This window comes from Streptomyces sp. NBC_01237, assembly GCF_035917275.1.
Taxonomy (GTDB): domain Bacteria; phylum Actinomycetota; class Actinomycetes; order Streptomycetales; family Streptomycetaceae; genus Streptomyces.
In genome coordinates, this window is the sequence record NZ_CP108508.1 from 5284791 (window position 1) to 5302715 (window position 17925).

Genomic DNA, 17925 nt, shown 5'->3' on the forward strand with positions numbered 1-17925 from the left:
CCGAGGAGTGGCGAACGCTTGTGAATCAGAGAACGCGGACCGCGCCGGTCGGCATGTCGTAGTCCATGGAGCGCTGCACCGTACCGGTGTTGGAGTTCTGCGCGCCGACGAACTGGCCGCCGCCGATGTAGATCGCGACGTGGTACGCGCTGCCCGCGCTGCCCCAGTACAGGATGTCGCCCGGCTGGAGGTTGCTCAGCGAGACCTGGGTGCCGGCCGTCGACTGGCTCTGCGAGACGCGCGGCAGGTCGATGTTGACCGAACGGAACGCGGCCTGGACGAGGCCCGAGCAGTCCCACGAGTTGGGGCCGGTGCCACCGGGCACGTACGCGTCGCCGACCTGGGCCTTGGCGAAGGCGACCACGGCGGCCGCGGAGCCGGTGGCGCTCGACGAGGAGTACGAGGGCGAGGAGGAGGACGCGGAGGAGCCGGAGGAGCCCGTGGAGGCGCTGAGCGTCGTGCGCTCGGCGGTGCGGGAGGCGCGCTCGGCGGCCTCCGCCTTGGCCTTGGCGGCCGCCTCGGCCTTCTTCTTGGCCTCTGCCTTGCGTACGGCCTCGGCCTTGGCCTTCTTGGCCTTCTTCGCGGCGCTCTCGGCCGCGGCGTCCTCGTTGGCCTGCGTCTCCAGGTCGAGGGCGACCTGCTGCGTGGCCTGTGCGGAAGCGGCGACGGTCGTGGAGAGCCCGGAGGTGATGGTGGGCATCTCGATGGTCTGGGTCACCGGCTCGGCCTGGGCCGGGCCCGCGGCGCCTGCGACCGCGATGGTGCTGAGGACGCCACCGGCAACTCCGGCCCGCAGTGCCGTCTTCGAGGCACTCTGGCGGGGCTTCCGGTGGCTGGGTATGTGAGCGGTGAGGGACATGAGTACTAGCGCTATCAGGGCTGTAGGGGTCCCATCAAGAAACGTGTGTTGCGACACAGTTACGTTCGGAATCTGTGAATCCGCTTTCTGAGCGCCTTTATTGACGCCGTAACGGGCAAACCGGGCATGCGTAATCAGGGCTGTGATCATTGGCTTTCGGCAATACGCCCGAATTGCCCGGCGCTTACCATCCGTTCACACCGATGGCCAAGCCCGCTGTATGGGGAGCGAGTCCGTTGTGGCGCAGGTCACAGCATGACTCGGGCTCGATGGGCAACCGCGCGGACGCGCCACGAGTGCCGGAGTGGCTGGATCGGACCCCTGGGGTGAGATGACCTATTGATGCGTCATGTCCGTTTGGTTCGGAGGGTGGTCGTCGCCCGACGGTGCCCCTCGCCGGCGGGCGGCGGGTGGGTGCGCGGCCGACGCGGAGCGGCCGCCCGGAAGATCGTGAATGCGTGCACATGTCCACATGGCTCCCCGTGATCCCCCCTTCCGGGTGAGCGCCAAGCGGGGTCGGTGCCTATATCACCCGGATCTGTCCATCGCCAATTTGCTTGTAGGGGCTGTCCATTGATAGCGCGCCACTGCTTTGACCAGCGGTAACACCATCGAATGTCACGTCTCGTGATCACTCGGCCGCTTCGCGTACGAAGATCACCGCTCATCCGACTTCATGATCCTTCGTCAGGTGGTGGAGATCACAAAGGCGTTGTTGTACCCCGTGTCGCAGATCACAGGATGGCAGGCATAGGATGCGGGGCAGTCGGGCTTGTGAACTGCCTCACATGTGCACGATCTTGGTGAGGTGGCGAGCCGGTTCGCCCGATGCGGTCCAACGGTCAAGGACGACTGGAAGGAGCGAGGAGCGTGAATGCCTACGCGCCCATCCTCGTGCTCGGCGCCCTCGGGGCAGGGTTTGCGATCTTCTCCGTGGTCATGGCCACGCTTATCGGCCCCAAGCGGTACAACCGAGCACGGCTCGAAGCGTACGAGTGCGGTATCGAACCCACCCCGACTCCGGCCGGTGGCGGCCGCTTCCCGATCAAGTACTACCTGACGGCGATGCTTTTCATCGTCTTCGACATCGAGATCGTCTTCCTCTATCCCTGGGCGGTCACCTTCGACGCCCTGGGGATCTTCGGGCTCGTGGAGATGCTGCTCTTCGTGCTCACCGTCTTCGTCGCCTACGCGTATGTGTGGCGCCGGGGCGGCCTGGAATGGGACTGAGGGGCTGAGGGGCACACATGGGACTCGAAGAGAAGCTGCCTAGCGGCTTTGTGCTGACCACTGTCGAGCAGGCCGCCGGCTGGGTGCGGAAGTCCTCCGTCTTCCCGGCCACCTTCGGCCTCGCCTGCTGCGCCATCGAGATGATGACGACCGGCGCGGGGCGCTACGACCTGGCCCGTTTCGGGATGGAGGTCTTCCGCGGATCGCCGCGGCAGGCCGATCTGATGATCGTCGCGGGACGGGTCAGCCAGAAGATGGCGCCCGTCCTGCGGCAGGTCTATGACCAGATGCCGAACCCGAAGTGGGTGATCTCCATGGGGGTTTGCGCATCATCGGGCGGGATGTTCAACAATTACGCCATTGTGCAGGGTGTTGATCACATTGTCCCGGTTGATATCTATTTGCCGGGGTGCCCGCCGCGCCCCGAGATGCTGATCGACGCCATTCTCAAGCTCCACCAGAAGATCCAGGGCTCCAAGCTCGGGGTCAACGCGGAGGAAGCCGCCCGTGAGGCGGAGGAGGCGGCCCTCAAGGCGCTCCCCCTGATCGAGATGAAGGGGCTGCTGCGGTGACCGACAACGCGAACGGCGACGAGCCGACCGGCAACGGAGTCCCCGCACCGCGCGAGCAGGCCGAGGTCATCCGCGTACGCAAGGGCATGTTCGGCGCCAACAACGGTGGCGACACCACCGGCTACGGCGGTCTCGTACGCACGGTGACCCTGCCGGGCGCCACCTCCCGCCCGTACGGCGGCTGGTTCGACGAAGTGGCCGACGAACTCGAAGGGGCCCTGGAGGAACAGGACCTGCTTCCCGAGAACGCCATCGAGAAGACCGTCGTCGACCGCGGTGAACTCACCTTCCACATCGCCCGCGAGCATCTGCTCCAGGTCGCCCGCACCCTGCGCGACGACCCGGCGCTGCGCTTCGAGCTCTGTACGGGAGTCAGCGGCGTCCACTTCCTGGGCGACAAGGGCCGCGAACTGCACGCCGTCTACCACCTGCGGTCCCTCACCCACGGCCGGCTCGTCCGGCTGGAGGTGTCCGCCCCGGACAGCGACCCGCACGTCCCGTCCCTCGTCGAGGTCTATCCGACCAACGACTGGCACGAGCGCGAGACCTACGACTTCTTCGGCCTCATCTTCGACGGGCACCCCGCCCTCACCCGGATCATGATGCCGGACGACTGGCAGGGCTTCCCGCAGCGCAAGGACTATCCGCTCGGCGGCATCGCCGTCGAGTACAAGGGCGCCCAGATCCCGGCTCCGGACCAGCGGAGGTCGTACTCCTGATGACTACTCCCCACGCGACACCCAGGGCCACGACCGAGGGGACTGTATATACAGTCACCGGCGGCGACTGGGACGAAGTCGTCGAGTCGGCCCTCAAGTCCGACGACGAACGCATCATCGTCAACATGGGTCCCCAGCACCCGTCCACGCACGGTGTGCTGCGGCTGATCCTGGAGATCGACGGCGAGACCGTCACCGAGGCCCGCTGCGGCATCGGCTACCTCCACACCGGCATCGAGAAGAACCTCGAATTCCGGAACTGGACCCAGGGCACCACGTTCGTCACGCGCATGGACTATCTGACGCCGTTCTTCAACGAGACGGCGTACTGCCTGGGCGTCGAGAAGCTCCTCGGCATCGAGGACCAGATCCCCGACCGGGCCACGGTCCTGCGCGTCCTGCTGATGGAGCTCAACCGGCTCTCCTCGCACCTGGTCTGCATCGCCACCGGCGGTATGGAGCTCGGCGCGACCACGATCATGATCTACGGTTTCCGCGATCGTGAACTGGTTCTCGACCTCTTCGAGCTGATCACCGGCCTCCGGATGAACCACGCGTTCGTCCGTCCCGGCGGCCTCGCCCAGGACCTGCCCCCGGGCGCGGTCGACCAGCTGCGCGAGTTCATCAAGACCATGAAGAAGAACCTGCCGGAGTACGACAAGCTCGCCACCGGCAACCCCATCTTCAAGGCCCGTATGCAGGACGTCGGTTACCTCGACCTCACCGGCTGCATGGCGCTCGGCGCCACCGGACCGGTCCTGCGCTCCGCCGGGCTCCCGCACGACCTGCGCAAGACCGACCCGTACTGCGGCTACGAGAACTACGAGTTCGATGTGCCCACCGCGGACACCTGCGACTCCTACGGCCGCTTCCTCATCCGTCTGGAGGAGATGCGGCAGTCGCTCAGGATCGTCGAACAGTGCCTGGAGCGGCTGGAGCCGGGCCCGGTCATGGTCGCCGACAAGAAGATCGCCTGGCCCGCGCAGCTCGCGCTCGGACCGGACGGACTCGGCAACTCGCTCGACCACATCAAGAAGATCATGGGCACCTCCATGGAGGCCCTGATCCACCACTTCAAGCTGGTGACCGAGGGCTTCCGGGTCCCGGCCGGGCAGGCGTACACCGCGGTCGAGTCGCCCAAGGGCGAACTCGGCGTGCATGTCGTCTCGGACGGCGGCACCCGCCCCTACCGGGTCCACTTCCGCGACCCGTCCTTCACCAACCTGCAGGCCATGGCGGCGATGTGCGAGGGCGGCCAGGTCGCCGACGTCATCGTCGCCGTCGCGTCCATCGACCCCGTGATGGGAGGCGTCGACCGGTGACCGCAAACCAAGAGGTCAGTCTGGGGATGCCGCAGCTCCCCGCCCCCGCCTACCCGGCCGACGTACGCGCCCGGCTCGAAGCGGACGCGAAGGAGGTGATCGCCCGCTACCCCGACAGCCGCTCCGCGCTGCTGCCCCTGCTGCACCTGGTGCAGTCCGAGGAGGGCTTCGTCTCCCGTACGGGCATGGCCCTCTGCGCCGAACTGCTCGGCCTCACCACCGCCGAGGTCACCGCCGTCGCGACCTTCTACACCATGTACCGGCGCAGGCCGAGCGGCGACTACCAGGTCGGTGTCTGCACCAACACCCTGTGCGCGGTCATGGGCGGTGACGCCATCTTCGACCGGCTGAAGGACCACCTCGGGGTCGGCAACGACGAGACCACCGAGGACGGCAAGGTCACCCTCGAACACATCGAGTGCAACGCGGCCTGCGACTTCGCGCCCGTGGTGATGGTCAACTGGGAGTTCTTCGACAACCAGACGCCCGAGAGCGCGACGCGACTCGTGGACGACCTGATCGCCGGACGCACCGTCGAACCCACCCGCGGTGCCCCGCTCTGTTCGTACAAGGAGACCTCGCGCATCCTGGCCGGCTTCCCCGACGAACGCCCCGGCGCCGTCGGAGCGAGCGGTGGCGCGGGACACGCCTCGCTGGTGGGGCTCAAGCTCGCCAAGGGCGAGGCCGCCCCGCGGGCCCGCGTGGTCTCACCGCGCGGCGAGACCCCCCGTGACGCGGAGCCCCACGACGCGCAGCCCCATGACGCGTCACCGTCCGACCACCTCAGCTCTCATGACGCACCACAGCAGACCTCGGCCTCCGACCCGGAGCACCCGGCCGGGCCGGTAGCCGAGGAGGGGGAGTGATGACCTTGGCCGCCGAGATCAACGAGAACGGGACCAGCCCGGAGAAGCTGCTCTCGCCCGTCCTCTCCGCCTTCTGGGACCAGCCGGACTCCTGGACGCTGGACACCTATCTGCGCCACGACGGCTACCAGGGACTGCGCAAGGCGCTGGCCATGTCGCCGGACGACCTCATCGCGTACGTCAAGGACTCCGGTCTGCGCGGACGCGGCGGCGCGGGCTTCCCCACCGGGATGAAGTGGCAGTTCATCCCGCAGGGCGACGGCAAGCCGCACTACCTCGTCGTCAACGCCGACGAATCCGAGCCCGGGACCTGCAAGGACATCCCGCTGCTCTTCGCCAACCCGCACAGCCTCATCGAGGGCATGGTGATCGCCTGTTACGCGATCCGTTCCTCGCACGCCTTCATCTACCTGCGCGGTGAAGTGGTCCCCGTACTGCGGCGCCTGCACGAGGCCGTCCGCGAGGCCTACGAGGCGGGTTATCTGGGGGCGAACATCCTGGGTTCGGGGCTCGACCTGGAACTCACGGTGCACGCGGGTGCCGGTGCGTACATCTGTGGTGAGGAAACCGCGCTGCTCGACTCGCTGGAAGGACGGCGTGGCCAGCCCCGGCTGCGTCCCCCCTTCCCCGCGGTCGCCGGTCTGTACGCCTGCCCCACTGTGGTGAACAACGTCGAGTCCATCGCCTCGGTTCCCGCGATCCTGAACAAGGGCAAGGACTGGTTCAAGTCGATGGGCAGCGAGAAGTCCCCGGGCTTCACGCTGTACTCGCTCAGCGGCCATGTCACCAGCCCCGGCCAGTACGAGGCCCCGCTCGGCATCACGCTGCGCCAGCTGCTCGACATGAGCGGCGGCATCCGGGCCGGTCACCGCCTGAAGTTCTGGACCCCGGGTGGCTCCTCCACACCGATGTTCACCGACGAACACCTCGACGTCCCCCTCGACTACGAGGGCGTCGGCGCCGCCGGATCGATGCTCGGCACCAAGGCGCTCCAGTGCTTCGACGAGACGACCTGCGTGGTCCGGGCCGTCACCCGGTGGACCGAGTTCTACGCCCACGAGTCCTGCGGCAAGTGCACACCCTGCCGCGAGGGCACGTACTGGCTCGTCCAGCTGCTCCGCGACATCGAGGCGGGCAAGGGCCGGATGTCCGACCTCGACAAGCTCAACGACATCGCCGACAACATCAACGGCAAGTCCTTCTGCGCCCTCGGCGACGGTGCCGCCTCGCCGATCTTCTCCTCGCTCGCGTACTTCCGCGAGGAGTACGAGCAGCACATCACCGGCAAGGGCTGCCCCTTCGATCCCGCCAAGTCGACCGTCTGGGCCGACGACAAGAACACTCACCGGGGGGTGAACGCATGACAGTCACCACGAGTGCGCCCTCCGGGGGCGGCGAGGCGGCTCTCCCGCCCGAGGACCTTGTCACGCTGACCATCGACGGCATCGAGATCAGCGTCCCCAAGGGCACCCTGGTCATCAGGGCCGCCGAACTCCTCGGCATCGAGATCCCGCGCTTCTGCGACCATCCGCTCCTCGACCCGGCCGGCGCCTGCCGGCAGTGCATCGTCGAGGTCGAGGGCCAGCGCAAGCCGATGGCGTCCTGCACCATCACCTGCACCGACGGCATGGTCGTCAAGTCGCAGATCACCTCGCCCGTCGCCGAGAAGGCGCAGAAGGGCGTGATGGAACTGCTGCTGATCAACCATCCGCTGGACTGCCCCGTCTGCGACAAGGGCGGCGAGTGCCCCCTGCAGAACCAGGCGATGTCGCACGGCGACAGCGACTCCCGCTTCGACGGCAAGAAGCGCACCTTCGAAAAGCCCGTCCCGATCTCCACCCAGGTGCTGCTGGACCGTGAGCGGTGCGTGCTCTGCGCGCGCTGCACCCGGTTCTCCAACCAGGTGGCGGGCGACCCGATGATCGAGCTGATCGAGCGCGGCGCGCTCCAGCAGGTCGGCACCGGCCAGGGCGACCCCTTCGAGTCGTACTTCTCCGGCAACACCATCCAGATCTGCCCGGTCGGCGCGCTGACCTCGGCGGCCTACCGGTTCCGCTCCCGCCCCTTCGACCTGGTGTCGACGCCCTCGGTGTGCGAACACTGCGCGGGCGGCTGCGCGACCCGTACCGACCACCGGCGCGGAAAGGTCATGCGGCGTCTCGCGGCCAACGAGCCCGAGGTCAACGAGGAATGGCTCTGCGACAAGGGGCGGTTCGGCTTCCGGTACGCGCAGCAGCGCGACCGGCTCACCACTCCGCTCGTACGCAACGCGGACGGTGTGCTGGAACCGGCGAGCTGGCCCGAGGCGCTGGCCGCCGCGGCGGCCGGTCTCGGTGCCGCGCGGGGCAGGGCCGGAGTCCTGACCGGCGGCCGGCTGACCGTCGAGGACGCCTATGCGTACAGCAAGTTCGCCCGGGTCGCCCTCGACACCAACGACATCGACTTCCGGGCCCGGGTCCACAGCGGCGAGGAGGCCGACTTCCTGGCCGCCCGGGTCGCCGGACGCGGACGCGACCTGGACGGCGACGGGGTCACGTACACCTCGCTGGAGAAGGCCCCGGCGGTGCTGCTGGCCGGCTTCGAGTCCGAGGAGGAGGCCCCCGGCGTCTTCCTGCGGCTGCGCAAGGCCAACCGCAAGCACGGGCAGCGCACCTTCGCCCTCGCCTCGCACGCCTCGCGCGGCCTGGTGAAGGCGGGCGGCACGCTGCTTCCCGCCGCCCCCGGCACCGAGACCGAATGGCTGGACGCGCTCGCGGGCGGCGTCGGGCTGGACGGCGGCGGTGCCACTGCGGCCGAGGCACTGCGCGGCGAAGGCTCCGTGATCGTGGTGGGCGAGCGGCTGGCCGGGGTACCCGGTGCGCTGAGCGCCGCCGTACGGACCGCGGCCGCGACCGGCGCCGCCCTGGTGTGGATTCCGCGCCGGGCCGGCGAGCGCGGCGCGGTGGAGGCGGGCGCGCTCCCGACCCTGCTGCCCGGCGGCCGTCCGGCCACCGACCCGCGGGCCAGGGACGAGGTGGCGGCCCTGTGGCGCGTCGCCGAACTCCCCTCCCGCCACGGCCGCGACACCGGCCAGATCGTGGCGGCCGCGGCCTCCGGCGAACTGGCCGCGCTGCTCGTCGCCGGGGTCGAGGTCGCGGACCTGCCCGACCCGGCCCGTGCCCGCGCGGCCCTGGACGAGGTCGGATTCCTGGTCTCGCTGGAGCTGCGGCCCAGCGAGGTCACCGAACGGGCGGACGTGGTCCTCCCGGTCGCCGCGGTCGCCGAGAAGCCCGGCACCTTCCTCAACTGGGAGGGCAGGGCGCGGTTGTTCGAGGCGGCGCTGAAGCCCGAGCAGATGCCCCGGACGCTCTGCCCGAGCGACGCCCGGGTCCTGCACATGCTGGCCGACGCACTCGATGTGCACTTCGCGCTGCCGGACCTGAAGTCGGCCCGGCGTGAGCTGGACCGGCTCGGCGGATGGCAGGGCGTCCACGCGGAGGACCCGCGGGAGCCGGCGCTGCCGCTTCCCCGGCCCGGCGACGGCGAGGCGGTCCTCGCGGGCCACCGGATGCTGCTGGACCTGGGCCGGCTCCAGGAGGGCGACACGGCGCTGGCCGGCACCCGGCACGCGGCCGTCGCCCGGCTCTCGGCGGTCACCGCTGCCGAGTCCGGGGTGAAGGACGGCGACCTGCTCGCCGTCTCCGGCCCCACCGGCACCGTCGAACTTCCGCTGAAGGTCACCGACATGCCGGACCGGGTGGTCTGGGTGCCGCTGAACTCCGTCGGGCGAGGCATCCCCGGTGACACCGGCGCACGCCCCGGCGGCCTGGTGCGGATCGGCCCCGCCGCCGCACCGGGTGCTCCCGTCGTCCCATCGGAGGTACGCGCGTGACTGGCCTCGCTCCCTTCGCGACGGCACCGGGCGGTGCCGTTCTCGCCGCCGAGGATCTCTCGATGTTCGGCACCGACCCCTGGTGGCTCGTCGTCATCAAGGCGGTCTTCTGCTTCGCGTTCCTGATGGTGACCGTGCTCTTCTCCATCGTGTGGGAGCGCAAGGTCGTCGCCTGGATGCAGCTGCGCATCGGGCCGAACCGGCACGGGCCCTGGGGGATGCTCCAGTCGCTCGCCGACGGCGTCAAGCTGATGCTGAAGGAAGACGTCATCGTCAAGCGGGCGGACAAGGTCGTCTATGTCCTCGCGCCGATCATCGCGGCCATCCCGGCGTTCATGGCGATCGCCGTGATCCCGTTCGGCCCGTCCGGCAACGAGGTCTCGATCTTCGGCCAGCGCACGACGATGCAGCTGACCGACCTGCCGATCGCGATGCTCTACATCCTCGCGGTCGCCTCGGTCGGCATCTACGGCATCGTGCTGGCGGGCTGGTCCTCCGGATCGACGTACCCGCTCCTCGGCGGGCTGCGTTCCTGCGCGCAGATGATCAGCTACGAGATCGCGATGGGCGCCGCGTTCGCCTCGGTCTTCCTCTACTCCGGGTCGATGTCGACCTCGAAGATCGTGGAGGCGCAGGAGGACCGCTGGTTCATCATCCTGCTGCCGGTCTCCTTCATCATCTACATCATCACGATGGTGGGCGAGACCAACCGCGCCCCGTTCGACATGCCGGAGTCCGAGGGCGACCTCGTCGGCGGCTTCAACACCGAGTACTCGTCCATCAAGTTCGCGATGTTCATGCTCGCCGAGTACGTCAACATGGTCACCGTCTCCGCGGTCTCCGTGACCCTGTTCCTCGGCGGCTGGCGGGCTCCGTACCCGGTCAGCACGTTCTGGGAGGGCGCGAACCACGGCTGGTGGCCGATGCTCTGGTTCGTCATCAAGGTCCAGCTGCTGCTGTTCTTCTTCATCTGGCTGCGCGGCACGCTGCCCCGTGTCCGCTACGACCAGCTGATGAAGCTCGGCTGGAAGGTCCTGATCCCGGTCTCCGTGGTCTGGCTGATGCTCGTGGCCACGGTCCGCGCGCTGCGCAACGAGGGCTACGACTTCTCCCGGATCGTGCTGTACGTCGCCGGGGCCGTGATCGCGATCCTGCTGATCTCCTTCGTCGTCGACATGTTCCGGGACCGCAAGGCCAAGGCCGAGGAGGCGGCGGCCGGACCGGAGCCCGCGTTCGACCCGATGGCGGGCGGATTCCCGGTGCCTCCGCTGCCCGGACAGACCCTGCCGACCGTGCCGCGCCGCCGTCCACGACGGGAGCGGGAGCTCGTTGTCAGTGGTGGGCCGGATACTCAGAGTGACGGAAATTCGAGTGACGGAAAGGAGGCTGACGGTGTCTGAGTCATCAGAGCCCAGGGGATCGAGCGAGTCCCCGGGATCCACGGGGTCCTCGGAGGACAAGTTCCAGAATCCCGTTGCCGGTTTCGGCGTGACCTTCAAGGCCATGTTCAAGAAGCGGCTGACCGAGCAGTATCCGGAGACGCAGAAGGTCACGGCGCCCCGCTTCCACGGCCGCCACCAGCTCAACCGTCATCCGGACGGCTTGGAGAAGTGCATCGGCTGCGAGCTGTGCGCCTGGGCGTGTCCGGCCGACGCCATCTACGTGGAGGGCGCGGACAACAAGGAGGAGGAGCGCTACTCCCCCGGGGAGCGCTACGGCCGCGTCTACCAGATCAACTACGCGCGCTGCATCCTCTGCGGACTCTGCATCGAGGCATGCCCGACCAGGGCGCTGACGATGACGAACGAGTTCGAGCTCGCCAACACCACCCGCGAGAGCCTCATCTACACCAAGGACGAGCTGCTCGCGGGGCTGGAGGAAGGCATGGTCGACAGCCCGCACGCGATCTTCCCGGGCATGGACGAACAGGACTACTACCGGGGCCTGGTGACCGAGGCCGCCCCCGGTACGGAGCGTCAGACCGCCGTCTCCAAGGGCGAGGGCGAGAAGGACGGGGCCGAGGGCGACAAGGCCCGGCAGGACAAGGAGGTGGACGCATGAGCGGCCTGGCCGCAGTGGCCTCCACCACCTCGACCGGCGAGGCCTTCCAGTTCTGGGTACTGGGCACGGTCGCCGTGATCGGCGCACTGTCCACCGTCCTGATGAAGAGGGCCGTCCACAGCGCCCTGTCGCTCGCCGGGACCATGATCGTCCTGGCGGTCTTCTACCTCGCCAACGGCGCGTACTTCCTGGGCATCGTCCAGATCGTCGTCTACACCGGCGCGATCATGATGCTGTTCCTCTTCGTGGTCATGCTCGTCGGCGTCACGGCAGCGGACTCGCTGAAGGAAACCCTCAAGGGGCAGCGCTGGCTGGCCGCGGGCTGCGGACTCGGCTTCGGCGTCCTGCTCATCGCGGGCATCGGCAACGCCTCCCTGAACAGCTTCACCGGGCTCGGCACCGCCAACGCCGAGCACGGCGGAAACGTCGAGGGGCTCGCCAACCTGATCTTCACCAAGTACGTCTTCGCGTTCGAGATCACCGGCGCCCTGCTGATCACCGCGACCGTCGGCGCGATGGTGCTCACCCACCGCGAGCGCACCGAACGGGCCAAGACCCAGCGGGAGATGTCCGAGGAGCGCGTGCGCGGCAGCCAGCTTCCGCCACTGCCCGCCCCCGGTGTCTACGCCCGGCACAACGCGGTGGACATCGCCGGCCTGCTGCCGGACGGCACCCCGTCCGAGCTCACCGTCATGGGGACGCTGCGCGAGCGCGGCCAGATCCGTGATGTGTCGCACGAGGCGCTCGCCGACCTCAAGGCGCTGGAACAGCGCTCGGAGGAACGGCTCGGCCGTGACAACGAAGAAGAGGAGGTCGCCAAGTGAATCCGGTCAACTACCTCTATCTAGCGGCCCTGTTGTTCACCATCGGCGCGTCCGGGGTGCTGATCAGGCGGAACGCGATCGTGGTGTTCATGTGTGTGGAGCTGATGCTCAACGCGTGCAACCTCGCGTTCGTCACGTTCTCCCGGATGCACGGCAACCTCGACGGGCAGATCGTCGCGTTCTTCACGATGGTCGTCGCCGCCGCGGAAGTCGTCGTCGGGCTCGCGATCATCGTGTCGCTGTTCCGCTCCCGCCACTCGGCCTCGGTCGACGACGCCAGCCTGATGAAGCTGTAAGGGGTCGGAAATCGTGGAGAACCTGATTGCGCTGCTCGTCGCGGCGCCTCTGCTCGGAGCGGCGGTCCTGCTGTGCGGCGGCCGCCGGCTGGACCGGGCCGGACACTGGCTCGGCACCGTGCTCGCCGCCGCCTCCTTCGTCGTGGGAGCCGTGCTCTTCCTCGACATGCTGGGCAAGGGGGCCGAGGACCGGGCCCTGCACCAGCACCTGTTCAGCTGGATTCCCGTCGAGGGCTTCCAGGCGGACATCGCCTTCCAGCTCGACCAGCTGTCGATGACCTTCGTGCTGCTGATCACCGGTGTGGGCACGCTGATCCACATCTACTCCATCGGCTACATGGAGCACGACGAGCGCCGGCGCCGCTTCTTCGGCTATCTGAACCTGTTCCTCGCGGCGATGCTCGTGCTGGTCATCGCCGACAACTACCTGCTGCTGTACGTCGGGTGGGAGGGCGTCGGTCTGGCGTCGTACCTGCTCATCGGCTTCTGGCAGCACAAGCCCAGCGCGGCCACCGCCGCGAAGAAGGCCTTCCTGGTCAACCGGGTCGGCGACATGGGCCTGTCGATCGCCATCATGCTGATGTTCACCACCTTCGGCACCTTCGCCTTCGGGCCGGTGCTGGAGGCGACCGGGGGGACGAGCGAGGGCAAGCTGACGGCGATCGGGCTGATGCTGCTGCTCGCCGCCTGCGGCAAGTCGGCCCAGGTGCCGCTGCAGTCCTGGCTCGGTGACGCGATGGAGGGCCCGACCCCGGTCTCCGCCCTCATCCACGCCGCCACCATGGTGACCGCGGGCGTCTATCTCATCGTCAGGTCCGGCGCGATCTTCAACGCCGCCCCGGACGCCCAGATGGTCGTCGTCATCGTCGGCGCGGTCACGCTCCTGTTCGGTGCGATCGTCGGTTGCGCGAAGGACGACATCAAGAAGGCCCTCGCCGGGTCGACGATGTCCCAGATCGGCTACATGATCCTGGCCGCGGGCCTCGGCCCCATCGGCTACGTCTTCGCGATCATGCACCTGGTGACGCACGGCTTCTTCAAGGCCGGGCTCTTCCTCGGCGCCGGTTCGGTCATGCACGGCATGAACGACGAGGTCGACATGCGCAAGTACGGCGGCCTGCGGAAGTACATGCCGGTCACCTTCATCACCTTCGGCCTCGGCTACCTCGCGATCATCGGCTTCCCCGGTCTGTCCGGCTTCTTCTCCAAGGACAAGATCATCGAGGCGGCCTTCGCCAAGGGCGGCACCGAGGGATGGATCCTCGGCTCCGTCGCCCTGCTGGGCGCCGCGATCACCGCGTTCTACATGACGCGGGTGATGCTGATGACGTTCTTCGGCGAGAAGCGCTGGCAGCCGGATGCCGAGGGGCACGAGCCGCACCCGCACGAGTCCCCGAAGTCGATGACGATCCCCATGATCGTGCTGGCCTTCGGTTCGGTCTTCGCGGGTGGCTTCTTCTCCATCGGCGACCGGTTCATGCACTGGCTGGAGCCCGTCACCGGACACGACCACGGCGATGCCCCGGTCAGCGCGACCACCGTCACCGCCGCCACCATGGTGGTGCTCGTCATCGGTGTCGCCATCGCCTGGCTGATGTACGGGCGCAAGCCCGTCCCCGTCGTCGCCCCGCGTGGCTCGCTGCTCACCCGGGCCGCCCGCCGCGACCTCCTCCAGGACGACTTCAACCATGTGGTCCTGGTCCGCGGCGGTGAGCACCTCACCCGCTCCCTGGTCTACGTCGATCACACCCTGGTCGACGGCGTCGTCAACGGCACGGCCGCCTCGGTCGGCGGGCTCTCCGGCCGACTGCGCAAGCTGCAGAACGGCTATGCCCGCTCCTACGCGGTCTCGATGTTCGGCGGTACGGCCGTGGTCATCGCCGCAACCCTGCTGATGAGGGCGGTCTGATCACCATGTCCTTTCCTCTCCTGACAGCGACGGCCGCACTCCCGGCGATCGGCGCGATCGTCACCGCCGCCGTCCCGGCCGCGCGGCGCACCGCGGCCAAATGGCTCGCGCTGCTCTTCTCGCTCGGCACACTCGTGCTGGCGGGCATCGTCTTCGCCCGCTTCGAGCCCGGCGGCGACCGCTACCAGCTCACCGAATCGCACTCCTGGATCGCGGACTTCGGGGTGCGCTACGAGCTGGGCGTGGACGGCATCGGGGTGGCGCTCCTCGCGCTCACCGCCCTGCTGATCCCGTTCGTCATCGTGGCGGGCTGGCACGACGCCGACCCCCTGGAGACGAAGTCCTCGCGCTGGCGGCCCACCCAGGGCTTCTTCGCCCTGATCCTGATGGTCGAAGCGATGGTGATCCTCTCCTTCGAGGCCACCGACGTCTTCCTCTTCTACATCCTGTTCGAAGCCATGCTCATCCCGATGTACTTCCTCATCGGCGGCTTCGGCGACCGGGCCCACTCCGGCAGCGACGAGAACGCGGCGGCGCAACGCTCGTACGCCGCCGTGAAGTTCCTCCTCTACAACCTGGCCGGCGGCCTGATCATGCTGGCCGCCGTCATCGGCCTGTATGTCGTCGCGGGGAGCTTCTCGCTCGCCGAGATCGCCGAGGCGCGGGCCAACGGGTCGCTGGAGATGGCGACCAGCACCGAGCGGTGGCTGTTCCTCGGGTTCTTCTTCGCCTTCGCGGTGAAGGCCCCGCTGTGGCCGCTGCACACCTGGCTGCCCAACGCCATGGGGGAGGCCACGGCGCCGGTCGCCGTGCTGATCACCGCGATCGTCGACAAGGTCGGCACGTTCGCGATGCTCCGCTTCTGCCTCCAGCTCTTCCCGGAGGCCAGCAAGTGGGCGACGCCCGTCGTCCTCGTCCTGGCACTGATCTCCATCGTGTACGGGGCGCTGCTCGCGGTCGGCCAGCGCGACATCAAGCGGCTGATCGCCTACGCCTCGATCTCGCACTTCGGCTTCATCATCCTGGGCATCTTCGCGATGACCAGCCAGGGTCAGTCGGGCGCCACGCTCTACATGGTCAACCACGGTATCTCGACGGCCGCGCTGCTGCTGGTCGCCGGATTCCTGATCACCCGGCGCGGTTCGCGGCTCATCGCGGACTACGGAGGGGTGCAGAAGGTGGCACCCGTGCTGGCCGGGACCTTCCTGATCGGCGGTCTGGCCACGCTCTCGCTGCCCGGCCTCGCGCCGTTCGTCAGCGAGTTCCTGGTGCTGGTCGGCACGTTCAGCGCGTACCCGGTGGCGGGCATCATCGCCACCTCCGGCATCGTGCTCGCCGCGATCTATGTCCTCGTCCTCTACCAGCGGACGATGACCGGCCCGGTGAAGGCGTCGGTCCGGGGGATGCCGGACCTCAGGGCCCGGGAGCTGGTGGTGGCCCTCCCGCTGATCGCGCTGCTGATCTTCCTGGGGGTCTTCCCGAAGCCGCTCACCGAGGTCGTCAACCCCGGGGTGCAGCACACCATGAATGACGTACAGAAGAAGGACCCCCAGCCCGAGGTGGAGGCCGCCAAGTGAGCGCAACAGCTGTCCACAGCCTGTGGACGACGGCGGGCGGGTGGGCGACGGCCGCCCCGGGCCAGACGTTCGAGGCGCCGAACATCGAGTACGGCCAACTCGCGCCCGTACTGATCGTGATCGGTGCCGCCGTTCTCGGCATCCTGGTGGAGGCCTTCGTCCCGCGCCGGGCCCGCTACCACACACAGGTCTTCCTGACCGTCGTGGCACTCGCCGCCTCGTTCGCGGCGGTCCTCGCCCTGGCGGCCGACGGGTACGCCTCCGATCCGCACCTCGCGGCGATGAAGGCCATCGCGATCGACGGCCCCACGCTGTTCCTCCAGGGGACCATTCTGCTCGTCTCGGTGGTGGCGGTCTTCACCTTCGCCGAGCGGCGCCTGGACCCCGAGTCGCACGGCAACCGGGTCGACTCCTTCGCCGCCCAGGCCGGTTCCGTCCCGGGCAGCGACAGCGAGAAGGCCGCGGTCAGGGCCGGATTCACCACGACCGAGGTCTTCCCGCTGGTCCTCTTCTGCATCGCGGGCATGCTGGTCTTCCCGGCCGCGAATGATCTGCTGACCCTCTTCATCGCGCTCGAGGTCTTCTCGCTCCCGCTCTACCTCCTGTGCGCCCTCGCCCGCCGCAAGCGGCTGATGTCGCAGGAGGCCGCGGTGAAGTACTTCCTGCTCGGCGCGTTCTCCTCGGCGTTCTTCCTCTTCGGGATCGCCCTGCTGTACGGGTACGCGGGCTCGCTCTCGTACGCGCAGATCGCCAATGTGGTCGACGGCTCCGTCATCGAGATCGACCCGGCGCTCGCCGACACCATGGGCAATGACGCGCTGCTGCTCATCGGCGGTGCGATGGTCCTGACCGGGCTGCTCTTCAAGGTCGGCGCGGTCCCGTTCCACATGTGGACCCCGGACGTCTACCAGGGCGCGCCGACCCCGGTCACCGGCTTCATGGCCGCGGCCACCAAGGTCGCCGCGTTCGGTGCGATGCTGCGGCTGCTGTACGTGGTGCTGCCGGGGCTCACCTGGGACTGGCGCCCGGTGATGTGGGGCGTGGCCATCGTCACGATGCTGGGCGGGGCGATCGTCGCGATCACCCAGACCGACATCAAGCGGATGCTGGCCTACTCCTCCATCGCGCACGCGGGCTTCATCCTCTCGGGTGTCATCGCGACCAACCCGAACGGCATCTCCTCGGTCCTCTTCTACCTCGCCGCGTACTCCTTCGTGACGGTCGGCGCGTTCGCCGTCGTCACACTGGTGCGCGACGCGGGCGGCGAGGCGACGCACCTGTCCAAGTGGGCCGGACTCGGCCGGCGCTCGCCGCTGGTCGCCGCGGTCTTCGCGGTGTTCCTGCTGGCCTTCGCCGGTATCCCGCTGACCTCGGGCTTCTCCGGGAAGTTCGCGGTCTTCAAGGCGGCGGCGGAGAGCGGCGCGGGCGCTCTGGTCGTGGTCGGTGTGATCTCCTCGGCCATCGCCGCGTTCTTCTACATCCGGGTCATCGTCCTGATGTTCTTCAGCGAGCCGAAGGCGGACGGCCCGACGGTCGCCGTCCCGTCCCCGCTGACGATGACGACGATCGCCGTCGGTGTCGCGGTCACCGTGGTGCTGGGCCTGGCCCCGCAGTACTTCCTCGACCTGGCGGGTCAGGCGGGAGTGTTCGCGCGGTAACCGCACCGCATCACGCCGCCGCACCGTGCCACGGCACGGTGGCGCCGACACCGTCCGCCGGGCGGGCCCGATCTCCGGGCCCGTCCGGCGTTGTCATCGGTGGCGCTTATCGTGGCAGGAGACGGTGAAGCGGTGAGACGGTGCGGGACAGAGCGGGACGG

The 17925-nt window shown here is 68.5% G+C and carries 15 protein-coding genes; 14 read left to right on the forward strand and 1 reads right to left on the reverse strand.

Going from position 1 to position 17925, the window contains the following annotated elements; translation table 11 throughout:
* Positions 1–25: 25 nt before the first annotated feature.
* Positions 26–859 (reverse strand): C40 family peptidase, encoded by an 834-nt coding sequence (locus OG251_RS23575; protein ID WP_326679030.1) that lies wholly within the window; start codon positions 857–859, stop codon positions 26–28.
* An 870-nt stretch (positions 860–1729) separates the two neighbouring features.
* On the opposite strand from OG251_RS23575, the gene OG251_RS23580 reads away from it, so the two are divergent.
* Genes OG251_RS23580 through nuoN form a run of 14 tightly spaced genes read left to right on the forward strand, consistent with a single transcriptional unit; the run spans position 1730 to position 17764 of the window.
* Positions 1730–2089, forward strand: a complete 360-nt coding sequence (locus OG251_RS23580; RefSeq protein WP_030420561.1) for an NADH-quinone oxidoreductase subunit A — start codon at positions 1730–1732, stop codon at positions 2087–2089.
* Between the two features lie 17 nt (positions 2090–2106).
* Complete coding sequence (locus tag OG251_RS23585) at positions 2107–2661, forward strand: NuoB/complex I 20 kDa subunit family protein (protein WP_073718467.1); 555 nt, start codon at positions 2107–2109, stop codon at positions 2659–2661.
* Positions 2658–3380, forward strand: a complete 723-nt coding sequence (locus OG251_RS23590; protein WP_326679031.1) for an NADH-quinone oxidoreductase subunit C — start codon at positions 2658–2660, stop codon at positions 3378–3380. The genes OG251_RS23585 and OG251_RS23590 overlap by 4 nt, the downstream gene beginning before the upstream one ends.
* Positions 3380–4702: an NADH-quinone oxidoreductase subunit D gene (locus OG251_RS23595; protein ID WP_326679032.1), complete on the forward strand. Its 1323-nt coding sequence runs from the start codon at positions 3380–3382 to the stop codon at positions 4700–4702. The genes OG251_RS23590 and OG251_RS23595 overlap by 1 nt, the downstream gene beginning before the upstream one ends.
* A gap of 26 nt (positions 4703–4728) precedes the next feature.
* A complete protein-coding gene (gene nuoE, locus OG251_RS23600; protein WP_326681382.1) occupies positions 4729–5568 on the forward strand; it encodes an NADH-quinone oxidoreductase subunit NuoE in 840 nt (279 codons plus the stop codon).
* Positions 5568–6932 carry an NADH-quinone oxidoreductase subunit NuoF gene (gene nuoF / locus OG251_RS23605; RefSeq protein ID WP_326679033.1) on the forward strand — a complete coding sequence of 455 codons (1365 nt, stop codon included), beginning with the start codon at positions 5568–5570 and terminating at the stop codon, positions 6930–6932. Before nuoE ends, nuoF begins: the two co-directional genes overlap by 1 nt.
* Positions 6929–9439: an NADH-quinone oxidoreductase subunit G gene (locus OG251_RS23610; RefSeq protein ID WP_326679034.1), complete on the forward strand. Its 2511-nt coding sequence runs from the start codon at positions 6929–6931 to the stop codon at positions 9437–9439. Before nuoF ends, OG251_RS23610 begins: the two co-directional genes overlap by 4 nt.
* Entirely contained in the window at positions 9436–10839 is a 1404-nt protein-coding gene (gene nuoH / locus OG251_RS23615) for an NADH-quinone oxidoreductase subunit NuoH (protein WP_326679035.1), read from the forward strand. The genes OG251_RS23610 and nuoH overlap by 4 nt, the downstream gene beginning before the upstream one ends.
* Positions 10832–11500: an NADH-quinone oxidoreductase subunit NuoI gene (gene nuoI, locus OG251_RS23620; RefSeq protein ID WP_326679036.1), complete on the forward strand. Its 669-nt coding sequence runs from the start codon at positions 10832–10834 to the stop codon at positions 11498–11500. The genes nuoH and nuoI overlap by 8 nt, the downstream gene beginning before the upstream one ends.
* On the forward strand, positions 11497–12324 hold the full coding sequence (locus OG251_RS23625; protein WP_326679037.1) for an NADH-quinone oxidoreductase subunit J: 828 nt from the start codon (positions 11497–11499) through the stop codon (positions 12322–12324). Before nuoI ends, OG251_RS23625 begins: the two co-directional genes overlap by 4 nt.
* On the forward strand, positions 12321–12620 hold the full coding sequence (nuoK, locus tag OG251_RS23630; RefSeq protein WP_073718458.1) for an NADH-quinone oxidoreductase subunit NuoK: 300 nt from the start codon (positions 12321–12323) through the stop codon (positions 12618–12620). Before OG251_RS23625 ends, nuoK begins: the two co-directional genes overlap by 4 nt.
* Positions 12621–12633: 13 nt before the next feature.
* Positions 12634–14529, forward strand: coding sequence for an NADH-quinone oxidoreductase subunit L (gene nuoL / locus OG251_RS23635; protein WP_326679038.1), 1896 nt, complete (start codon positions 12634–12636; stop codon positions 14527–14529).
* 5 nt (positions 14530–14534) lie between these two features.
* A complete protein-coding gene (locus OG251_RS23640) occupies positions 14535–16106 on the forward strand; it encodes an NADH-quinone oxidoreductase subunit M (protein ID WP_326679039.1) in 1572 nt (523 codons plus the stop codon).
* Entirely contained in the window at positions 16103–17764 is a 1662-nt protein-coding gene (gene nuoN, locus OG251_RS23645) for an NADH-quinone oxidoreductase subunit NuoN (RefSeq protein ID WP_326679040.1), read from the forward strand. The genes OG251_RS23640 and nuoN overlap by 4 nt, the downstream gene beginning before the upstream one ends.
* Positions 17765–17925 lie beyond the last annotated feature (161 nt).